The following is a 17288-nucleotide window of genomic DNA, read 5'->3' on the forward strand; positions in this document are numbered from 1 at the left end:
CATTGAGGCCGGGCATTGCCCGGCCTCAATGTTACTGGGGAACCAGCAACTCCGTCGCCACGATCACCACCACCAGCCCGACAATCACCGGCACCGAAGTGCGCTTTACCACGTCGAACGGCGAGATTTTCGCCATGCCGGAGACCGCCACCACCACACCGGAGACCGGCGACAGCGTGCGGCCGAGATTAGATGCCTGCAGCATCGGGATCACCAGGTAGGCCGGATTCACGCCCATCTGCGCCGCCAGTTTCGGGATCAGTTCGACAAACGCATAAAACGGCGCATTGCCGGAGCCGGTGGTCATGGCCGCCAGCATGGTAATCACCAACACCAGCATCATGATCAAACCGCCGGTGCCGAACGACTGCGCCAACCCGATCAATCCGCTGATAAAGCCGACGGTGCTCAACCCCTGCGCGAAGACGCCCGCGGCCACCAACAGCATCACCACGCTGGCGAATGCGTCCGCCATGCCGCGATACGCCACTTCCAGGCCGCTGAATACCTGTTTGGCGCTGAAGCTGCGCACGAACTCGATCGCGGCCGCCAACAGTATGCACCCTACCAGCACGGTAATGATGTGCAGCTCCGGCCCCCATTTGCCGTCGAAGATCAGCACGCCGAGGATCGGCGTAAACGGCAGTATCGCGTAGAACCCCGGCGCATGCGTTTTGATTTCGCTGACGTCCACGATGTGATGCTGTTCATCACTCTTCCTGTCGAGATAACGCTGCCAGAAAAAGTGCGCCACGGCCATGCAGACGATGGCGGCAATCGAGATAGGCAGCGTGGTTTTGAACGCGAAGTCCACCAGCGGCATCTCCGCCGCCTTGGCCGCCAGCACCACGTCGCCGGAGGTCGGCGCCAGGATAATCGCCGCCGGCGAAGCGCAAATGGCCGCCGCCGCCCCGCGGCTGATGCCAACGTTCACCATCAATGGGAACAGCGTCGCCATCAGCAATACGCCGAGACCCGTGGCGGAAGAGACCGCCAATGACATCAGGCAAGCGACAAAATAGGCCGCCACCATCAGCAGATAAGGCGAGTTGATCATCTGCAACGGGCGCGAGGCCAGCTTGACGACCACGTCGTTGGCGCCGATATGCGTCATGTAGGCGGCGAAACCGCACAGCATCATGATCATCATGCCCAGATCGCCGCCGCGGCTCATCAGCAAGATCTTGACGTATTCGATAATATCGGTCGCGCGCCAGCCGGTAGACGCGGCGCCGGACGGCAACAGCGTTTTCCCCATCAGGGCGCTGATGCCAAGCAGCAGTAACCCGCCCACCATCAAGACACCGGTGGCGGAATATCCTTTGATGATGTAACGGCCCACGCCCGCCGCCACCGCCGCGCCAATAAGAAGCTCTATCATGTTTCCTCAACTCGTTATGTTTTCGCGCTCAGGCGCATAGTCATAGCAAAATATGCTCTTACTCTGCACAAATCGAGCGTGAGTCTTCATGACCTTCATCAAGGTAACGGAGGGAAATTATCGCGGGAAACGCCGATATTGACGCGAGCCGTAAAACGGCCCGCGTCAGGAGGGATTACAGCTTGTCGAGCAGCTTCTTCAGATCCTGGCCTTCGCGCGAATCCTTGTTCTTTTCAGCCCATTTGTTCAGCGCATCTTTAGCCCGATCCTGCAGCGTTTTGCGCAGCACCTGATCGACCTGCAGTTGGTAATTCAGCTGTTGCCACGGCCCGTAAACCCGCAGCGGGATCGGCGTTTTTTGCAGTTGCTCGATCAGTTCGCCGCGCCCTTGCCAGCCGCCTGTGACGCGCACGTTAAGCGCCATATCGCACTGTTTTCCCGGCATATCGATACTGCCGGCGCCGGTCAACGCCAGCAAAGGCGAATCCGCCGTCAGGCTACTGAGCTTGACAGTGCCCTGGCTCAGGCTGGCCCGCGCCGAGACGCTTTTGACTTCGGTATAGCGCTGATAGCTGTCTTGCCCGCGCACGCTGTTATCGTTGCGCGCCACCGCCTGTTGGATCAATTGCTGAATGTTCAGGCCGTGCAACTGCGCATCCTGCATTGCCAACTGCGCCGTACCGCGCCAACGGTGCTCAAATGACTGTGAAGAAAGGCGATCGCCGGTCAAATCTCCTTTCATGCTGAATTTGCCGGTCAGCATCTGCGGCATGTCGAAGGCTTTGAGCACCGTGCCGAGCTCAACCTGGTTCAGGGTCGGCTGCACGTTTATCACCGGTTTATTGCCGCGAGCGTCGAGCGATCCCGGCAAGGAGAAATCGCCGCCGGCCAATTGCCCGGCAAGTTTATGCAGCGTCAGCAGGCCGCGTTGATTATCCGCCGCGACGGCTAACTGGGTAACGTTCATACCGCGGTAGGTCAACTGCGCCGCCTGCAGATTCAGCTGTGCATTGAAATCGCGCAGCGCTTCCAGGTTCTGCTGCCGATCGTCAACCTGGCTGGCGATCACCGGCGCGGCGGTCACGGCAGGCTGCTCGGCGGTATTGGTGCTGGATTGCCAACCGGAAAGCGCGTCGAGATCGAGATTAGCCGAATTCAGGTTCACCACATAGCCGGGCACCGCCCCCAGGCTGGCGCTGATATCGCCGGTCAACTGGCTGTTATTGGCACTGACGTTCAGCTGGCTGACGGCAATCTGCGCCGGCGTCTGCTGATAGACCACCTGAGCATTGCCCTCGCCTTGAATACCGCCGTTCGGAATATCTGCCCCCGCCAATTGGTAATTGAACTGGGTCACCTTGGCACCGATCTGGTGCGGGAACTGCTGCAGATCGATATCGGCCGCCATGCTGAAGGCCAGGTCGCGCTGATCGCGGTTGACCCGGCTGGAGATGTCCAGCCGCGCCTGCCGTTTCTCCGTTTGCTGCAGGGTAAGATTGATGTCCCGGACATTGATTTGCTCGTTGTCGGCACGCTGCCAAATCAACAGGCTGTCCACGACGCGCAGGTTATCGATATCGAATTTCCAGGCCGCGTCTGCCGCATCAGTGCCGCTGCCGGCCGGCGCAATCGGGGCGTCCACTTGCGAGTGCTCTTCACTGTCGGGGGTGAGGCGAATGACGGCGTTTTTCAACATCACCTGTTTCACAAACAGCTGATGCGACAGCAGCGGCAACAGTTTGACGTCAAGGCGCATGTTTTCCGCGCTCACCACCGGCGCCTTGGCGCCCGGCGCGGTCAGCGTCATGCGCCCGGCCAAAATGCTGAGCTGCGGCCAGATATGCCAACGCAGGTCGCCTTCGAGCGTCAGCTGGTAGCCGCTCTTCTGCTCGACCTTTTTGACCATGTAACCGCGAAAATCATTCGGATTGACCAGCAGTACCAGCGCGGACATCCCCGCCACCACGACCACCAGTAAAATCGCCAATGTCGTCAGTAATCTTCTCATGCCACCCTCTTGTCAGCGCCACACCGACGGTGCATCCCGCGCCGTTAGTCCTTGTCGATTCGACTGGCTACTGCGCCCTGCTGATCGCGATATTTTGCGTCCTGCCGGCTGTTGTATGGCCGGGCCGCGGGGCCGGACAACGGCTCAAAGCTCAAGGCACCAATCAGCATCCCCGGCCGCAGCGCCAGCGGCAGCTTGCCGGAGTTGTAAAACTCCAGCACGATGCGCCCGTGCCAGCCCGGATCGATACGGTGCGCGGTCACGTGCACCATCAGCCCCAGACGCGCCAGAGAAGAGCGGCCGTCGAGCCAGCCCACGAGATCGTTCGGCAGCGTCACGGATTCGAAGGTCACCGCCAGGGCCAGTTCACCGGGATGAAGGAAGAACGCCTCGCCTTCCGGCAGGACAATCTCGTCGCTCATCACGCGATCCAGCGCGGCGCTGACTTCATCTTTCGGCCCGCTAAGATCGATAAAAGGCGCGGTATGGCCGCGGAACACGCGGAACTGATTGCCCAAACGGACATCTACTGTGGCCCCGTTGATGCGTTCGAGCGGCGGGCGCGGGGAAATCACCAGTTTCTCGCTATCCAGCCAGGCTTCTATATCGCGGTCGCACAGTCTCATGTCTTTCTTCTCCATCAAAACGCGTAACTAAACAAAAATTGCCACACAACGGGCGAAAGGTCTACGCCGAGGTGCAAATAGTTGGCCGCCGGCCGGAAATGCGCATTTCCGGCCATGTAAGCGGCATTATTCAAAGAATTGGCTGATTTTGGCTTTCAGAATATCGATCGCGATGCGGTTTTTGCCGCCGCGCGGGACGATGATATCGGCGTATTGTTTGGAAGGTTCGATAAACTGCAGGAACATCGGGCGCACGGTTTTCTGGTATTGCGCCATCACCGAATCCATCGAGCGGCCGCGCTCATTGACGTCGCGCTTCATGCGGCGCATCAGGCAGATATCGAGCGGCGTGTCGACAAAGATCGAGAAGTTCATCTCCTGGCGCAGGCGGATATCCGTCAGCAGCAAGATCCCTTCCAGAATAATCACTTTTTTAGGTTCGAGATGGACGGTTTCTTTCTTGCGCGTGTGTTCGGTGTAGCTGTACAGCGGCAGTTCAATCGCCTTGCCGGCCTTCAGCATCTGCAGATGCTGGAACAGCAGGTTGTGATCCATGGCGCTCGGGTGGTCATAGTTGGTTTTGACCCGTTCTTCCATGGTCAGGTGAGTCTGGTCTTTATAGTAACTGTCTTCTGGAATAACGCCGATGTGCTCATCGCCGACCTGCTCGCGGAGTTCGCGGTACAACGTGCTGGCAATAAGGCTTTTTCCGGAGGCAGATGCGCCAGCTATACCAATAATGACGCACTGATGCGGATTGTCAGTCATAAAATTAAAGACCTGATTTCGTATTGTGAAGGGGGGGAACTAAAACGCGACAATTATAGGGAGTCGCCGGGGATTGCGCCACTGTATATTGCGCGGCGGCGGGCGAATTCGGGCTGCCACGCCACTGGCACGCGGCATTTTAAGAATCTCGCGGCTAGGGCAACGCGCCGTAACGGGTTACACTCCCCGGCGCTGACTTTTGCTCCCCGCCCCCTTTCATCGGAGATTGATGTGCTGGATTGGTATTTTCTGACTTTTTTCGGCGACAGCATGTTGTTGCTGCCCTGCGCGCTGATTCTGTTTTTATTGCTGCTCATGTCTCCCGCCACCCGCGCGGCGGGTTGGCAGTGGGCGCTGATCTTCGGATTCACCGGCGGGGTGGTCTGCCTGTCCAAACTGGCCTTTATGGGCTGGGGCATCGGCAGCGAGCGCTTTGATTTCACCGGATTCAGCGGCCATTCAGCTCTCGCGGCCAGCATCTGGCCGCCACTGCTCTGGACGTTGACCGGCCGATTTTCCCACCCGATACGCAGCATCGCTTTGCTGACCGGATGGATATTGCCTTTCGCCATCGGCGTGTCGCGGCTGGAAATTCGCGTGCATTCGGTATCAGAGGTGATCAGCGGGCTGATTTTAGGCTACCTGGCCAGCGCACTGTTCCTGCGGTTGCAGCGGAACAAAGCGCGCCCGCATCTCTCCTGGCAGCACTTCGCCATCGCGCTGGCCTTGCCCTTGGCGCTAATGGGGCAGCGGCAGCCGGCCCCCACCCAGGGATTGCTGGAGCATATCGCCAAAACGCTGGCGCAGATCGAACGCCCTTATACCCGGGCAGATTTGCACAACCCCACCCGCATCCCATAAAAAAACCCGGCGTTTAAGCCGGGCTCTTGCATTGCGATAGGCAGATTACAGCGCGCGGAACGCAATCTCTGTCGGGATTGCCTCGCCCTGCCAATACATCTGCGCAGCCACGCGACCGGCCAGTTGACGATACATTTCGGCGAATTCGCTGTCCGGGCGGCTGATCACCGTCGGCGTACCGCGATCCAGGTCTTCGCGCAGCGAGATATGGAGCGGCATCTGCCCCAGCAGGCGGCTGTGGTATTTCTGCACCAGCTTCTCGGCGCCGCCGGTGCCGAAGATCGGCTCATGGTGGCCGCAGTTGCTGCAGATATGTACGCTCATGTTCTCCACGATGCCCAGCACCGGCACATGCACTTTCTCGAACATCACGATGCCCTTGGCGGCATCCAGCAAGGCGATATCCTGCGGCGTGGTGACCACCAGCGCGCCGGTTACCGGAATGTTCTGCGACAGCGTCAGCTGGATGTCGCCGGTGCCCGGCGGCATGTCCAGCACCAGATAATCCAGATCCGGCCACAGCGTATCCTGCAGCAGCTGCATCAGCGCCTTGCTGGCCATCGGGCCGCGCCACACCATGGCGTTGTCGTCGGTCACCAGATAGCCGATGGAGTTGGTCGCCAGGCCGTGCGCCATGATTGGCGCCATGTGCTGACCGTCCGGCGAAGTCGGCCGCTCATGTTCGGTGCCCAGCATGTTGGGGATCGACGGGCCGTAAATGTCGGCGTCCAGAATGCCGACCTTGGCACCCTCGGCGGCCAGCGCCAGCGCCAGGTTGACGGCGGTGCTGGATTTGCCCACCCCACCTTTGCCGGAGCTGACGGCGACGATGTTGCGCACGCCTTTGATGCCGGCCTGGCCGTTGGCGCGTTTCAGCGTCGTGATGTCGTGTTTCAGCTTCCAGTCGATGGCGGAAGCGCCGGTCACGCGCAGCAATTCGGGGCCGACGCTCGCCTGCAGCGCCTCAAAACCGCTCTGCCAGGCAAACGGCATCGTCAGTTCGATATGCAGCACATCGTCCAGCAACGCGCAGTGATGAATGGCCTTCAATGCGGTCAGGTTGTTTTTCAACGTCGGGTGTTCAAAGGCGGCCAGTACACCGGTCACCAGGGCGCGCAGAACTTCGGGGTTGGTCTGCTCAGGGGATTTTGCGTTCATCCCGGCTCCTTGATTTTGAATGGGTAGCTTCCGGCTAAGCATATCAGAACTGCGCTGCCGCTGACGCATATAACCTGCAAGAAACCGCCCTAGCAGCGAAGGGCGCGATCGGTTAACATCGAAGGCCCTTTTATTCATTACAGAAAGCAAGTTCTCACTATGGCTCAAGTCGCGAAAAAATTATTGGTGACGTGCGCGCTACCGTACGCAAATGGTTCCATCCATCTCGGCCACATGCTCGAGCACATCCAGGCGGATATCTGGGTGCGTTACCAACGAATGCGCGGCCACGAAGTGCATTTCATCTGCGCGGACGACGCGCACGGCACGCCGATCATGCTGAAAGCGCAGCAGCTGGGCGTGAAACCGGAAGAAATGATCGCGGAGATGAGCCAGGAGCACCAACAGGATTTCGCCGGCTTTGGCATCAGCTATGACAACTACCATTCGACCCATAGCGATGAAAACCGCGAGCTGTCCACCCTGATTTACAGCCGCCTGAAAGAAAACGGTTTTATCAAGAACCGCACCATTTCTCAGCTGTACGATCCGGAGAAAGGCATGTTCCTGCCGGACCGTTTCGTGAAAGGCACCTGCCCGAAATGCAAATCGCCGGATCAGTACGGCGACAACTGTGAAGTGTGCGGCGCCACCTACAGCCCGACGGAGCTGATCGATCCGAAGTCCGTGGTTTCCGGCGCGACGCCGGTGATGCGCGACTCCGAGCACTTCTTCTTCGACCTGCCGGCCTTCAGCGAAATGCTGCAGGCGTGGACGCGCTCCGGCGCGCTGCAAGAGCAGGTGGCGAACAAAATGCAGGAGTGGTTCGAATCCGGCCTGCAGCAGTGGGACATCTCCCGCGATGCGCCTTACTTCGGCTTCGAGATCCCGGATGCGCCGGGCAAATACTTCTACGTCTGGCTGGACGCGCCGATCGGCTACATGGGCTCCTTCAAGAACCTGTGCGACAAGCGCGGCGATCTGGACTTCGACGAGTTCTGGCGCAAAGACTCCACCACCGAGCTGTATCACTTTATCGGCAAGGACATCGTCTACTTCCACAGCCTGTTCTGGCCGGCGATGCTGGAAGGCAGCAACTTCCGCAAACCGACCAACCTGTTCGTGCACGGCTACGTGACGGTGAACGGCGCCAAAATGTCCAAGTCGCGCGGCACCTTCATCAAGGCCGGCACCTACCTGCAGCATCTGGACGCCGACTGCCTGCGCTATTACTACGCCGCCAAGCTCTCTTCACGCATTGATGACATCGATCTCAATCTGGAAGACTTCGTGCAGCGCGTAAACGCCGATATCGTCAACAAGGTGGTGAACCTGGCGTCGCGCAACGCCGGCTTTATCAACAAGCGCTTCGGCGGCAAGCTGGCCGACAGCCTGGCCGATCCGGCGCTGTACCAGACCTTCGTTGACGCGGCGCAGAGCATCGCCGAAGCTTACGCCGGCCGTGAGTTCAGCCGCGCGATCCGTGAAATCATGGCGCTGGCCGATCTGGCCAACCGTTACGTGGATGAGCAGGCACCTTGGGTGGTGGCGAAGGAAGAAGGCCGCGACGCCGATCTGCAGGCCATCTGCTCGATGGGCATCAACCTGTTCCGCGTGCTGATGACTTACCTGAAGCCGGTGCTGCCTTCGCTGACCGAGCGCGCCGAAGCGTTCCTCAACGCCGAGCTGAGCTGGGACGCGATCCCGCAACCGCTGCTGGGTCATCAGGTGAACGCGTTCAAAGCGCTGTTCAACCGCATCGATCTGGACAAGGTCAGCGAGATGGTCAACGCCTCGAAGGAAGACATGGCCGCCGCCAAACCGGTGACCGGTCCATTGGCCGATGATCCTATTCAGGAAACCATCACCTTCGACGACTTCGCCAAGGTGGACATGCGCATCGCCCTGATCAAGAGCGCCGACTTTGTCGAAGGCTCCGACAAACTGCTGAAACTGCAGCTGGATCTGGGCGGCGAATCGCGCCAGATCTTCTCCGGCATTCGCTCCGCTTACCCGGATCCGAAAGCGCTGGAAGGCCGCCTGACCATCATGGTCGCCAACCTGGCGCCGCGCAAAATGCGTTTCGGCGTTTCGGAAGGCATGGTGATGGCGGCGGGCCCCGGCGGGAAAGAGATCTTCCTGCTGAGCCCGGACAGCGGCGCGCAGCCCGGCATGCAGGTCAAGTAACCGCGCCGGCGCGTTACATCAAGGGTCGAGCTTGCTCGGCCCTTTTTAATGCCTCAAACCCAAAGTTATAAACAGTAAGAAAACGTCATAACCGCTCTGATTCCCTCGCCCGCCGTATCCCGCTATGATGCTCAGCAACAACAAATAGACGTCCAGACAGAAAGACTGCTATAACAGACCTTCACCGGGATCCTTTACCCGCTTTTTTTGGAGCCTATAATAATGAAAAACCTCAAGACTTCACTGCTCGCCCTCAGCCTGCTGGCTGCCCTGCCGCTGCAGGCGGCGGAAAATGCCGCCGTGCCGGCCGCCATCGCTCAGCATCAGGGGCCGGTGCGCATCGCGGTGATCCGCAATCTCGGCTCCGACGACAACACCACGCAATTCTTGGCGGGCGCCATTCAGGAAGGGCGCAAGCTTGGCTTCAAGGTGGACACTTTCCTCAGCAACGGCGACGACGCGCGCTTCCAGGACTTCGTCAACCAGGCTATCAGCCAGAAATATGACGGCATCATTCTCTCGCAGGGGCGAGCCCCCTATTCCACCGAGCTGGTCAAACGCATCGCGGCGGCCGGCATCGCCGTCGCGGCTTTCGATACCGACGTCAGCGGCAGCGTTCCCGGCGTCACCGTCTCGCAGCAGGACGACGCTTCGCTGGCCAACGCCTCCTTCGGCCAGCTGGTGAAGGATTTCAACGGTCAGGCCAACATCATCAAACTCTGGGTGGCCGGTTTCCCGCCGATGGAACGCCGCCAGGCCGCCTATCAGCAGCTGCTGAAACAGCATCCGGGCATTCACGAGCTGGAATCGATCGGCGCGGTCTCCTCCGACGTGCAGGGCGATACTGCCAACAAGGTGGGCGCGGTGCTGGCGAAATACCCGAAAGGCAAGATTGACGCCATCTGGGGCACCTGGGATGCCTTTACCCAGGGCGCTTACAAGGCGCTGAAAGAGAACGGCCGCACCGAAATCAAGCTGTACAGCATCGATATCTCCAACCAGGACTTGCAGCTGATGCGCGAAGCCGGCAGCCCGTGGCAGGTCAGCGTGGCGGTGGATCCGAAACTTATCGGCGCGATCAACCTGCGCCTGGTGGCCAACAAGATCGCCGGGGAAAGCACGCCGGACAGCTATCAGTTCAAAGCGACGGTCATTCCGCAAGCGCTGCTGCTGGCGCAGCCGGGGCCGGTCAACGTCGCCGGGCTGGCGAAGATCATCCCCGGCTGGGGCAGCAGCAGCGATTTCGTCCAGCCGTGGTTCGCCACGCTGCAGGCCGAACACGGTAAATAGTGCTGTTTTTGACGAGGCTGGCGACGCAGCCTCTGTTTTTAACCTAATTATCGGCTTTCCCCTTCCGTCCTCGCCAAAATACGCTATGTTATCTGCATCGCCCATAACTGTATGCATAAACAGGCTTCGAATGAAGGGATTCCCCTCGCTGATCAACGTACTGCTGGCCAGTTCACTGGTGTTGACCATCGGCCGCGGCGTGACGCTGCCGTTCATCACCATCTACCTCACCGAGCATTTCCATCTGCTGCCGAAGAGCGTGGGCGTGATTTTAGGCGTCAGCCTGACCCTCGGCATCCTTGCCAGCCTGTACGGCGGCTATCTGGTGGACAAATTCAGCAAAAACCGCCTGATCCTGCTGTCGATTGTCTTGTTTGCGCTGAGCTTCTTCGCCATTCCTTGGATCCCGCGCCCCGGCGGCGTCATCGTGGTGCTGGCGATCCTGCATACCTGCTATTCGGTGCTGAGTATCACCATCAAGGCCTGCTTCGCCGACTGGCTGCCGGTCGAGCAGCGCATCAAGGCTTTCTCTATCAACTATACGTTGGTCAACGTCGGCTGGGCGATCGGCTCTGCGCTCGGCGTGCTGGTGGCCGGGCTTAGCCCGCTGCTGCCGTTTTATCTGTCGGGCGGGTTGGCGCTGGCGACGGTGGCGGCGCTGAGCCTGCGCTTGCGCGGCCGGGAACAGCGCCCGGCGCCAACCGCCGCCGCACCGGCGGCGCTCCCCAACTTCCGCCAGACGGTGACTATCCTGCGCAGCGATCGGCGGCTTATCTACTTCACTCTCGGCAGCACCCTGGGCGCCGTGGTGTTCGGTCAGTTCACCGGCTATCTGTCGCAGTACCTGATCACCGTCTCCAGCGCCGAGTTCGCCTACAAAATTATCGGGCTGGTAATGATCGTCAACGCTGGCATCGTTATCGCCCTGCAATACTTGCTCAGTCGCGGCATGCGCCAGGAAAACATGCTGCGCTGGCTGGTGCTGGGCACGCTGTTTTTCATCGTCGGGCTGCTCGGTTTCATGATGGCCGGCCAGGCGGTCTGGCTGTGGATGGTGGCGATGGCGGTGTTTACCCTCGGCGAAATCATCGTCATTCCGGTGGAATACATGTTCATCGACTTTATCGCGCCGCCGCATCTGAAAGGCAGCTACTATGGGGTACAGAACCTCAGCGCGCTGGGCGGCGCCATCAACCCGGTTCTGAGCGGTATGCTGCTCAGCTATGCCGCGCCGCCGTTGATGTTCGTGATGTTGATCGTTTGCGCGCTGCTTAGCCTGCTGTTTTTCTTCCTTGGCCATCGGCTGGCAGAACAGGCTGCGGCAACCGCCGAAGACGCGCGCTGAATCCGCGCGTAGCGGCCATTCCGGGCTGTCAACCCGCCGATCGGGCATGGCGCCCATAGCGAGAATTCATGGCGCGATCTGTGGCATGGCTCACAGTTTAATTGTATGATGAATGCATCGGTTAAACGGGAAAAGACAATGGCCAACGTGCTCACACTATGCTGGAAATACCTGAGGGCTCTGCTCCTCATCTACCTTTGTCTGTTCGTCGGCAACGCGCTGGCGGCGCTGCTGCCGTTCGCCATTCCCGGCAGCATTCTCGGCATGCTGCTGCTGTTCGCCCTGCTCTCTACCCAGATTATGCCGGCCAAATGGGTTAAACCCGGCTGCCATCTGCTGATCCGCTACATGGTGCTGCTGTTCGTGCCGATCGGCGTCGGGGTGATGAAATACTACGACCAGATCGTCGCGCATCTGGGCCCGCTGGTTATCTCTTGCCTGATCAGTACGCTGATGGTGCTGGTGGTGGTCGGCTATACCTCACATTATTTTCATCGCGAGCGCCGCATCGCCGGCAAACCCGACGACACGGAGGGTAACTCATGATCCATGAAATCTGGTGGTCGCTGCCGCTGACGCTGGCGGTCTATTTCGCCGCGCGCTGGCTGGCGCGCAAGCTGAATATGCCGCTGCTCAACCCGCTGCTGGTTTCCATGGCGGTGATCATCCCGCTGCTGCTGCTCACCGGCATCCCCTATGAGCGTTACTTCCTGGGCAGCAAAATCCTCAACGATCTGCTGCAGCCGGCGGTCGTCGCGCTGGCCTTCCCCCTGTATGAGCAGTTGCACCAGATCCGCGCGCGCTGGAAATCGATTATCGCGGTGTGCTTCATAGGCAGCCTGACCGCCATGATCAGCGGCGGCGCCATCGCCCTGTGGCTGGGTGCCACGCCGGAAATCGCCGCCTCTATCCTGCCGAAATCGGTCACTACGCCGATCGCCATGGCCGTCGCGGACTCACTCGGCGGCATTCCGGCGATCAGCGCGGTCTGCGTCATTTTCGTCGGTATCCTCGGCGCCGTGTTCGGCCATACGCTGTTCAACCTGTTGAAAATCACCACCCACTCGGCGCGCGGCCTGGCGATGGGCACCGCGTCCCACGCGCTGGGCACCGCACGCTGCGCGGAGATGGACTACCAGGAAGGCGCTTTCGGCTCGCTGGCGCTGGTGATCTGCGGCATCATCACCTCGCTGCTGGCACCGTTCCTGTTCCCGGTGCTGCTGCACCTGTTCAGTTGAACAGGGTGAAACTTGCGATACATCTCGCATTTATGTATCTCATTGCACTAATTTCATCAATTAAGAGACATTAATCACACTTTAATGTCTCTGGCCTGCCTAGAATGTTATCCCGTTAACCTGTAGAGAGACTTTCTATGCATCCGCGTTTTCACACCGCGTTCAGCGCACTGCCCGCGACACTGCAATCCGCCCTGCAGCCCTATCTGGACGCGCCTGACTTTCCGGCGATGTTCACGGCCGAGCAAGCGGCGGCGATCCGCACAGGCTGCGGGCTGGACGATGATGCGCTGGCATTCGCGCTGCTGCCGCTGGCGGCGGCCTGCTCGTTAACCCCGATATCGCACTTCCACGTCGGCGCCATCGCGCGCGGGCAAAGCGGCAACCTCTATTTCGGCGCCAATATGGAATTCAGCGGCGCGCCGCTGCAGCAATCCGTGCATGCGGAACAGAGTGCGGTGACGCACGCCTGGCTGCGCGGCGAAAAAGCGCTGGCCTCGATCACCGTCAACTACACGCCGTGCGGCCATTGCCGCCAGTTTATGAATGAACTGAACAGCGGCGGCGAGCTGCAGATCCGCCTGCCGGGTCGCGCGCCGGCCACGCTGGCGGACTATCTGCCGGACGCCTTCGGCCCGAAAGATCTGGATGTCGCCTCGCTGCTGATGGACGAGGTCGATCATGGCCATCAGCTGGCGCTGAACGATGCGCTGGCACAGGCGGCGCTGGCGGCAGCCAACCGAAGCCACGCGCCGTACAGCAACGCCCACAGCGGCGTGGCGCTGGAAACGGCGGACGGCATCATCTACGCCGGCCGCTATGCGGAAAACGCCGCCTTCAACCCGAGCCTGCCGCCGCTGCAGGCCGCGCTGATCCTGCTGAACCTCTCCGGCGGCGACTGCCTGAACATCCGCCGCGCCGTGCTGGCCGAACCGCAGGAGGCGATCATCAGTCAGTGGGACGCCACCCGCGTCACCCTGGCGGCGCTGGGCTGCCAAAACGTCAGCCGCGCCGCGTTCTAAGCGCTCAACGGCGGAGCCATCCGGTTCCGTCGCTAACAGCCCCGCCCACCAAATACAATGCCCCGACGCCGCCAGAGACACTTTCTTTAGTTAAAAAATCATTTGATTGTCGATAATTACGCCAACCTGGTTCATCATCGGGCAACAAATGCTGTACATCTGCTCTTTATCTTTTAGGATCGTCGGCAATAAAGTTATCTGATACGTGAAGAGTAAAACTGATGGAACTAGAATACGAAAGCAAACGCCCGCTCTACATCCCTTACGCCGGCCCGATTCTGCTGGAATTTCCGCTGCTGAACAAAGGCAGCGCTTTCACCGAGGAAGAACGTAGCCACTTCAACCTGCACGGCCTGCTGCCGGAAGCGGTGGAAACCATCGAAGAACAGGTGGAACGCGCCTACCGTCAGTATCAGGATTTCAAGAACGATAACGACAAGCACATCTACCTGCGCAACATCCAGGACACCAACGAAACCCTGTTCTACCGCCTGCTGGACTCGCACCTGAGCGAGATGATGCCGATCATCTATACCCCGACCGTCGGCGAGGCCTGCGAGCACTTCTCCGATATCTATCGCCGCGCGCGCGGGCTGTTCATCTCCTACCCGAACCGCGATCGCATCGATGACATGCTACAAAACGCCACCAAGCAGAACGTCAAGGTGATCGTGGTCACCGACGGTGAGCGCATTCTCGGTCTGGGCGATCAGGGCATCGGCGGCATGGGCATTCCAATCGGCAAGCTGTCGCTGTATACCGCCTGCGGCGGCATCAGCCCTGCCTATACCCTGCCGGTAGTGTTGGACGTCGGCACCAACAACCCGCAGCGCCTCAACGATCCGCTGTACATGGGCTGGCGCCATCCGCGCATCTCCGGCGAGGAGTACCACGCCTTCGTCGAAGAGTTTATTCAGGCGGTCAAACGCCGCTGGCCGAACGTGCTGCTGCAGTTCGAAGACTTCGCGCAGAACAACGCCACCCCGCTGTTGAATCGCTACCGCGATGAGATCTGCTGCTTCAACGATGACATCCAGGGCACCGCCGCGGTCACCCTCGGCAGCCTGATCGCCGCCAGCCGCGCCGCCGGCAGCCAGCTGCGCGATCAGACCGTCACCTTCCTCGGCGCCGGTTCCGCCGGCTGCGGCATCGCCGAGCAGATCATCGCGCAGATGAAATCCGAAGGGTTGAGCGAAGACGAAGCGCGCGCCCGCGTGTTCATGGTCGACCGCTTCGGCCTGCTGACCGACAAACTGCCGAACCTGCTCGACTTCCAGAGCAAGCTGGTGCAGAAGAGCGATAACCTGGCCGGCTGGGAAACCGCCAGCGACGCCATCTCGCTGCTGGACGTGGTGCGCAACGCCAAGCCGACCATTCTGATCGGCGTGTCCGGCCAGCCGGGGCTGTTTACCGAAGAGCTGATCCGCGAGATGCACAAACACTGTGAACGCCCTATCGTGATGCCGCTGTCCAACCCGACCTCGCGCGTGGAAGCCCGTCCGGAAGACATCATCAACTGGACCGACGGCGCCGCCCTGGTGGCGACCGGCAGCCCGTTCGCGCCGGTGAGCTATAAAGATCAGCTGTACCCGATCGCCCAGTGCAACAACTCCTATATCTTCCCCGGGATCGGCCTCGGCGTGCTGGCCTCCGGCGCCACCCGCGTCACCGACGCCATGCTGATGGCCGCCAGCCGCGCGCTGGCGGACTGCTCGCCGCTGGCCACCGACGGCCATGGCGCGCTGCTGCCGAATATCGACGATATTCAGGGCGTGTCGAAGTGCATCGCCATGGAAGTGGGTAAAGCCGCGCAGCTGCAGGGCGTGGCGATCGTCACCTCCGAAGATGCGCTGTCGAAAGCCATCGAACACAACTTCTGGCGGCCGCAGTACCGCAGCTACAAGCGCACCTCGTTCTGAATGGCGCGCTGAAATGACCCAGCCCGGCTCCGCCGGGCTTTTTTGTGCGGCAAAAACGCCGAAAAATGCGGCGGCGCGCGTGCTTCAGGCGGTTCGCGTCTTGCGTAGGTCGGTCAGGTAAAGTAGCCTTGATCCATCTTTTTCAGCCCGGCGCGCGTAAGGCAACAACATGTGGAAACGCCTGATCATCAGCCTGTTCATCTTCATTGCGGTGTTGATGGGTTCGGCTATTGCGCTCGATCGCTGGATCAGCTGGAAAACCGCGCCTTACGTCTACGACGAACTGCAGGCATTGCCGCACCGCCAGGTCGGCGTAGTGCTCGGCACCGCCAAGTATTACCGCACCGGGGTGATCAACCAGTACTACCGTTACCGCATTCAGGGGGCGATCAACGCCTATAACAGCGGCAAGGTGAAATACCTGCTGCTGAGCGGCGACAACGCCCAGCAAAGCTATAATGAGCCGATGACCATGCGCCGCGATCTGATCGCCGCCGGCGTGGCGCCGAGCGATATCGTGCTGGACTACGCCGGCTTCCGCACCCTGGACTCCATCGTGCGCACCCGCAAGGTGTTCGACACCAACGATTTCATCATCATCACCCAGCGCTTCCACTGCGAGCGCGCGCTGTTCATCGCCCTGCACATGGGCATTCAGGCGCAGTGCTACGCGGTGCCGTCGCCGAAAGACATGATGACGGTGCGCGCCCGCGAGATCTTCGCCCGCCTGGGCGCGCTGACCGATCTCTATATCCTCAAGCGCGAACCGCGCTTTCTCGGCCCGCTGATCCCGATCTCCGCCATGCACACCGTGCCGGAAGACGCCCAGGGCTATCCCGCCGTTTCGCCGGAACAGCTGGTCGAGCTGGAGCACAAGCTGAAAGAAGAGAAGCAGAAAGCCAAACAGCCTTAATCATCCGGCAGAGGGTTTTACACGCGCCCCCAGCAATACGCTAAAAGGGCGTATTATGCGAGAAAACGCCGTGTTAACGAATACCGGATGATTTGCGTAAAGCCCCTCTACGTACGCTGACAGCTTATTGCGACATTGAAAGTGGGGATGCCCTTCTGCCACCGCCGAATGAACTATTCAAACGGTCCAATTCAATGAAGATGACCATCAGGTCATTGCTGTCCAGTCCAATCAGGGCGAGTTCCTGCACCAGTGACTGTAAGAGTAATTGTTTGCGGGCATCGGGGGAGCCAGAGGAAAGCATAGCTTCAATCAACACGAAGTTAGCGCTGCGGGGGGATTCCAGATCGGGATAAGTGGGATCCACATATAAATCGTCTTCCTCAAGACTGATAAAGCGCTGGAATTGATCGTTCGCAGGATAGCCGGTTTTTACTACCGCCGCGTGAATAGCTGATGAAATCCTTTTCTTATCAAGCGTATTACGTCTTTTCAGCGTAATGGTAAATACAGGCATAGTTTGCTCCCTGAGAACGGTAGATAAAACCAGTTTACTGACTTCATGTCATGTT

At 59.8% G+C, this 17288-nt stretch carries 15 protein-coding genes; 9 read left to right on the top strand and 6 right to left on the bottom strand.

The features are described 5' to 3' along the window. Window positions 1–31: 31 nt before the first annotated feature. The 4 genes from dcuC to udk form a co-directional block, all read right to left on the bottom strand. Window positions 32–1381, bottom strand: a complete 1350-nt coding sequence (gene dcuC / locus REA38_RS04060) for an anaerobic C4-dicarboxylate transporter DcuC (protein WP_308885080.1) — start codon at window positions 1379–1381, stop codon at window positions 32–34. Between the two features lie 175 nt (window positions 1382–1556). Next, the gene (gene asmA, locus REA38_RS04065; RefSeq protein WP_308885082.1) at window positions 1557–3389 is read right to left on the bottom strand and encodes an outer membrane assembly protein AsmA; all 1833 of its coding nucleotides are present in this window, start codon (window positions 3387–3389) and stop codon (window positions 1557–1559) included. 44 nt (window positions 3390–3433) lie between these two features. After that, window positions 3434–4015, bottom strand: a complete 582-nt coding sequence (gene dcd, locus REA38_RS04070; RefSeq protein WP_004938917.1) for a dCTP deaminase — start codon at window positions 4013–4015, stop codon at window positions 3434–3436. Window positions 4016–4141: 126 nt separating this feature from the next. Beyond that, on the bottom strand, window positions 4142–4783 hold the full coding sequence (udk, locus tag REA38_RS04075; RefSeq protein ID WP_004938922.1) for a uridine kinase: 642 nt from the start codon (window positions 4781–4783) through the stop codon (window positions 4142–4144). Window positions 4784–5014: 231 nt separating this feature from the next. Between udk and REA38_RS04080 the strand changes: the two genes are divergently transcribed. Continuing rightward, complete coding sequence (locus REA38_RS04080) at window positions 5015–5644, top strand: phosphatase PAP2 family protein (protein ID WP_308885085.1); 630 nt, start codon at window positions 5015–5017, stop codon at window positions 5642–5644. A gap of 45 nt (window positions 5645–5689) precedes the next feature. On the opposite strand, the gene apbC is transcribed toward REA38_RS04080, so the two are convergent. Further along, window positions 5690–6802, bottom strand: coding sequence for an iron-sulfur cluster carrier protein ApbC (apbC, locus tag REA38_RS04085; RefSeq protein WP_033646773.1), 1113 nt, complete (start codon window positions 6800–6802; stop codon window positions 5690–5692). A gap of 159 nt (window positions 6803–6961) precedes the next feature. Between apbC and metG the strand changes: the two genes are divergently transcribed. The 8 genes from metG to sanA all read left to right on the top strand — a co-directional run bounded on the left by metG (window position 6962) and on the right by sanA (window position 16716). Then, entirely contained in the window at window positions 6962–8989 is a 2028-nt protein-coding gene (gene metG / locus REA38_RS04090) for a methionine--tRNA ligase (protein WP_033637732.1), read from the top strand. 222 nt (window positions 8990–9211) lie between these two features. Then, window positions 9212–10279, top strand: a complete 1068-nt coding sequence (locus REA38_RS04095) for a sugar ABC transporter substrate-binding protein (protein WP_060453202.1) — start codon at window positions 9212–9214, stop codon at window positions 10277–10279. Window positions 10280–10409: 130 nt separating this feature from the next. Next, window positions 10410–11624, top strand: coding sequence for an MFS transporter (locus REA38_RS04100; protein ID WP_033646776.1), 1215 nt, complete (start codon window positions 10410–10412; stop codon window positions 11622–11624). 138 nt (window positions 11625–11762) lie between these two features. After that, complete coding sequence (locus tag REA38_RS04105) at window positions 11763–12170, top strand: CidA/LrgA family protein (protein WP_033654965.1); 408 nt, start codon at window positions 11763–11765, stop codon at window positions 12168–12170. Then, window positions 12167–12862 (top strand): CidB/LrgB family autolysis modulator, encoded by a 696-nt coding sequence (locus tag REA38_RS04110; protein ID WP_033646779.1) that lies wholly within the window; start codon window positions 12167–12169, stop codon window positions 12860–12862. The genes REA38_RS04105 and REA38_RS04110 overlap by 4 nt, the downstream gene beginning before the upstream one ends. A gap of 137 nt (window positions 12863–12999) precedes the next feature. After that, entirely contained in the window at window positions 13000–13884 is an 885-nt protein-coding gene (cdd, locus tag REA38_RS04115; protein WP_079656364.1) for a cytidine deaminase, read from the top strand. 221 nt (window positions 13885–14105) lie between these two features. Next, the gene (locus tag REA38_RS04120; protein WP_033637726.1) at window positions 14106–15803 is read left to right on the top strand and encodes an NAD-dependent malic enzyme; all 1698 of its coding nucleotides are present in this window, start codon (window positions 14106–14108) and stop codon (window positions 15801–15803) included. 169 nt (window positions 15804–15972) lie between these two features. After that, window positions 15973–16716, top strand: coding sequence for an outer membrane permeability protein SanA (gene sanA / locus REA38_RS04125; protein ID WP_033637725.1), 744 nt, complete (start codon window positions 15973–15975; stop codon window positions 16714–16716). 124 nt (window positions 16717–16840) lie between these two features. On the opposite strand, the gene REA38_RS04130 is transcribed toward sanA, so the two are convergent. Next, window positions 16841–17233 carry a tautomerase family protein gene (locus REA38_RS04130; protein ID WP_308885089.1) on the bottom strand — a complete coding sequence of 131 codons (393 nt, stop codon included), beginning with the start codon at window positions 17231–17233 and terminating at the stop codon, window positions 16841–16843. Window positions 17234–17288: the final 55 nt, after the last annotated feature.

The sequence above is a fragment of the Serratia sp. MF1(2023) genome, assembly GCF_030954545.1.
GTDB classification, from domain to species: domain Bacteria; phylum Pseudomonadota; class Gammaproteobacteria; order Enterobacterales; family Enterobacteriaceae; genus Serratia; species Serratia sarumanii.

What these genes read in the sequence shown, in the direction of transcription:
- asmA (WP_308885082.1), bottom strand. Translation starts at nt 3,389, where the DNA reads ATGAGAAGATTACTGACGACATTGGCGATTTTACTGGTGGTCGTGGTG.
- dcd (WP_004938917.1), bottom strand. Translation starts at nt 4,015, where the DNA reads ATGAGACTGTGCGACCGCGATATAGAAGCCTGGCTGGATAGCGAGAAA.
- metG (WP_033637732.1), top strand. Translation starts at nt 6,962, where the DNA reads ATGGCTCAAGTCGCGAAAAAATTATTGGTGACGTGCGCGCTACCGTAC.
- REA38_RS04100 (WP_033646776.1), top strand. Translation starts at nt 10,410, where the DNA reads ATGAAGGGATTCCCCTCGCTGATCAACGTACTGCTGGCCAGTTCACTG.
- REA38_RS04120 (WP_033637726.1), top strand. Translation starts at nt 14,106, where the DNA reads ATGGAACTAGAATACGAAAGCAAACGCCCGCTCTACATCCCTTACGCC.
- sanA (WP_033637725.1), top strand. Translation starts at nt 15,973, where the DNA reads ATGTGGAAACGCCTGATCATCAGCCTGTTCATCTTCATTGCGGTGTTG.
- REA38_RS04095 (WP_060453202.1), top strand. Translation starts at nt 9,212, where the DNA reads ATGAAAAACCTCAAGACTTCACTGCTCGCCCTCAGCCTGCTGGCTGCC.
- cdd (WP_079656364.1), top strand. Translation starts at nt 13,000, where the DNA reads ATGCATCCGCGTTTTCACACCGCGTTCAGCGCACTGCCCGCGACACTG.
- REA38_RS04110 (WP_033646779.1), top strand. Translation starts at nt 12,167, where the DNA reads ATGATCCATGAAATCTGGTGGTCGCTGCCGCTGACGCTGGCGGTCTAT.
- udk (WP_004938922.1), bottom strand. Translation starts at nt 4,783, where the DNA reads ATGACTGACAATCCGCATCAGTGCGTCATTATTGGTATAGCTGGCGCA.
- dcuC (WP_308885080.1), bottom strand. Translation starts at nt 1,381, where the DNA reads ATGATAGAGCTTCTTATTGGCGCGGCGGTGGCGGCGGGCGTGGGCCGT.
- REA38_RS04130 (WP_308885089.1), bottom strand. Translation starts at nt 17,233, where the DNA reads ATGCCTGTATTTACCATTACGCTGAAAAGACGTAATACGCTTGATAAG.
- REA38_RS04105 (WP_033654965.1), top strand. Translation starts at nt 11,763, where the DNA reads ATGGCCAACGTGCTCACACTATGCTGGAAATACCTGAGGGCTCTGCTC.
- apbC (WP_033646773.1), bottom strand. Translation starts at nt 6,802, where the DNA reads ATGAACGCAAAATCCCCTGAGCAGACCAACCCCGAAGTTCTGCGCGCC.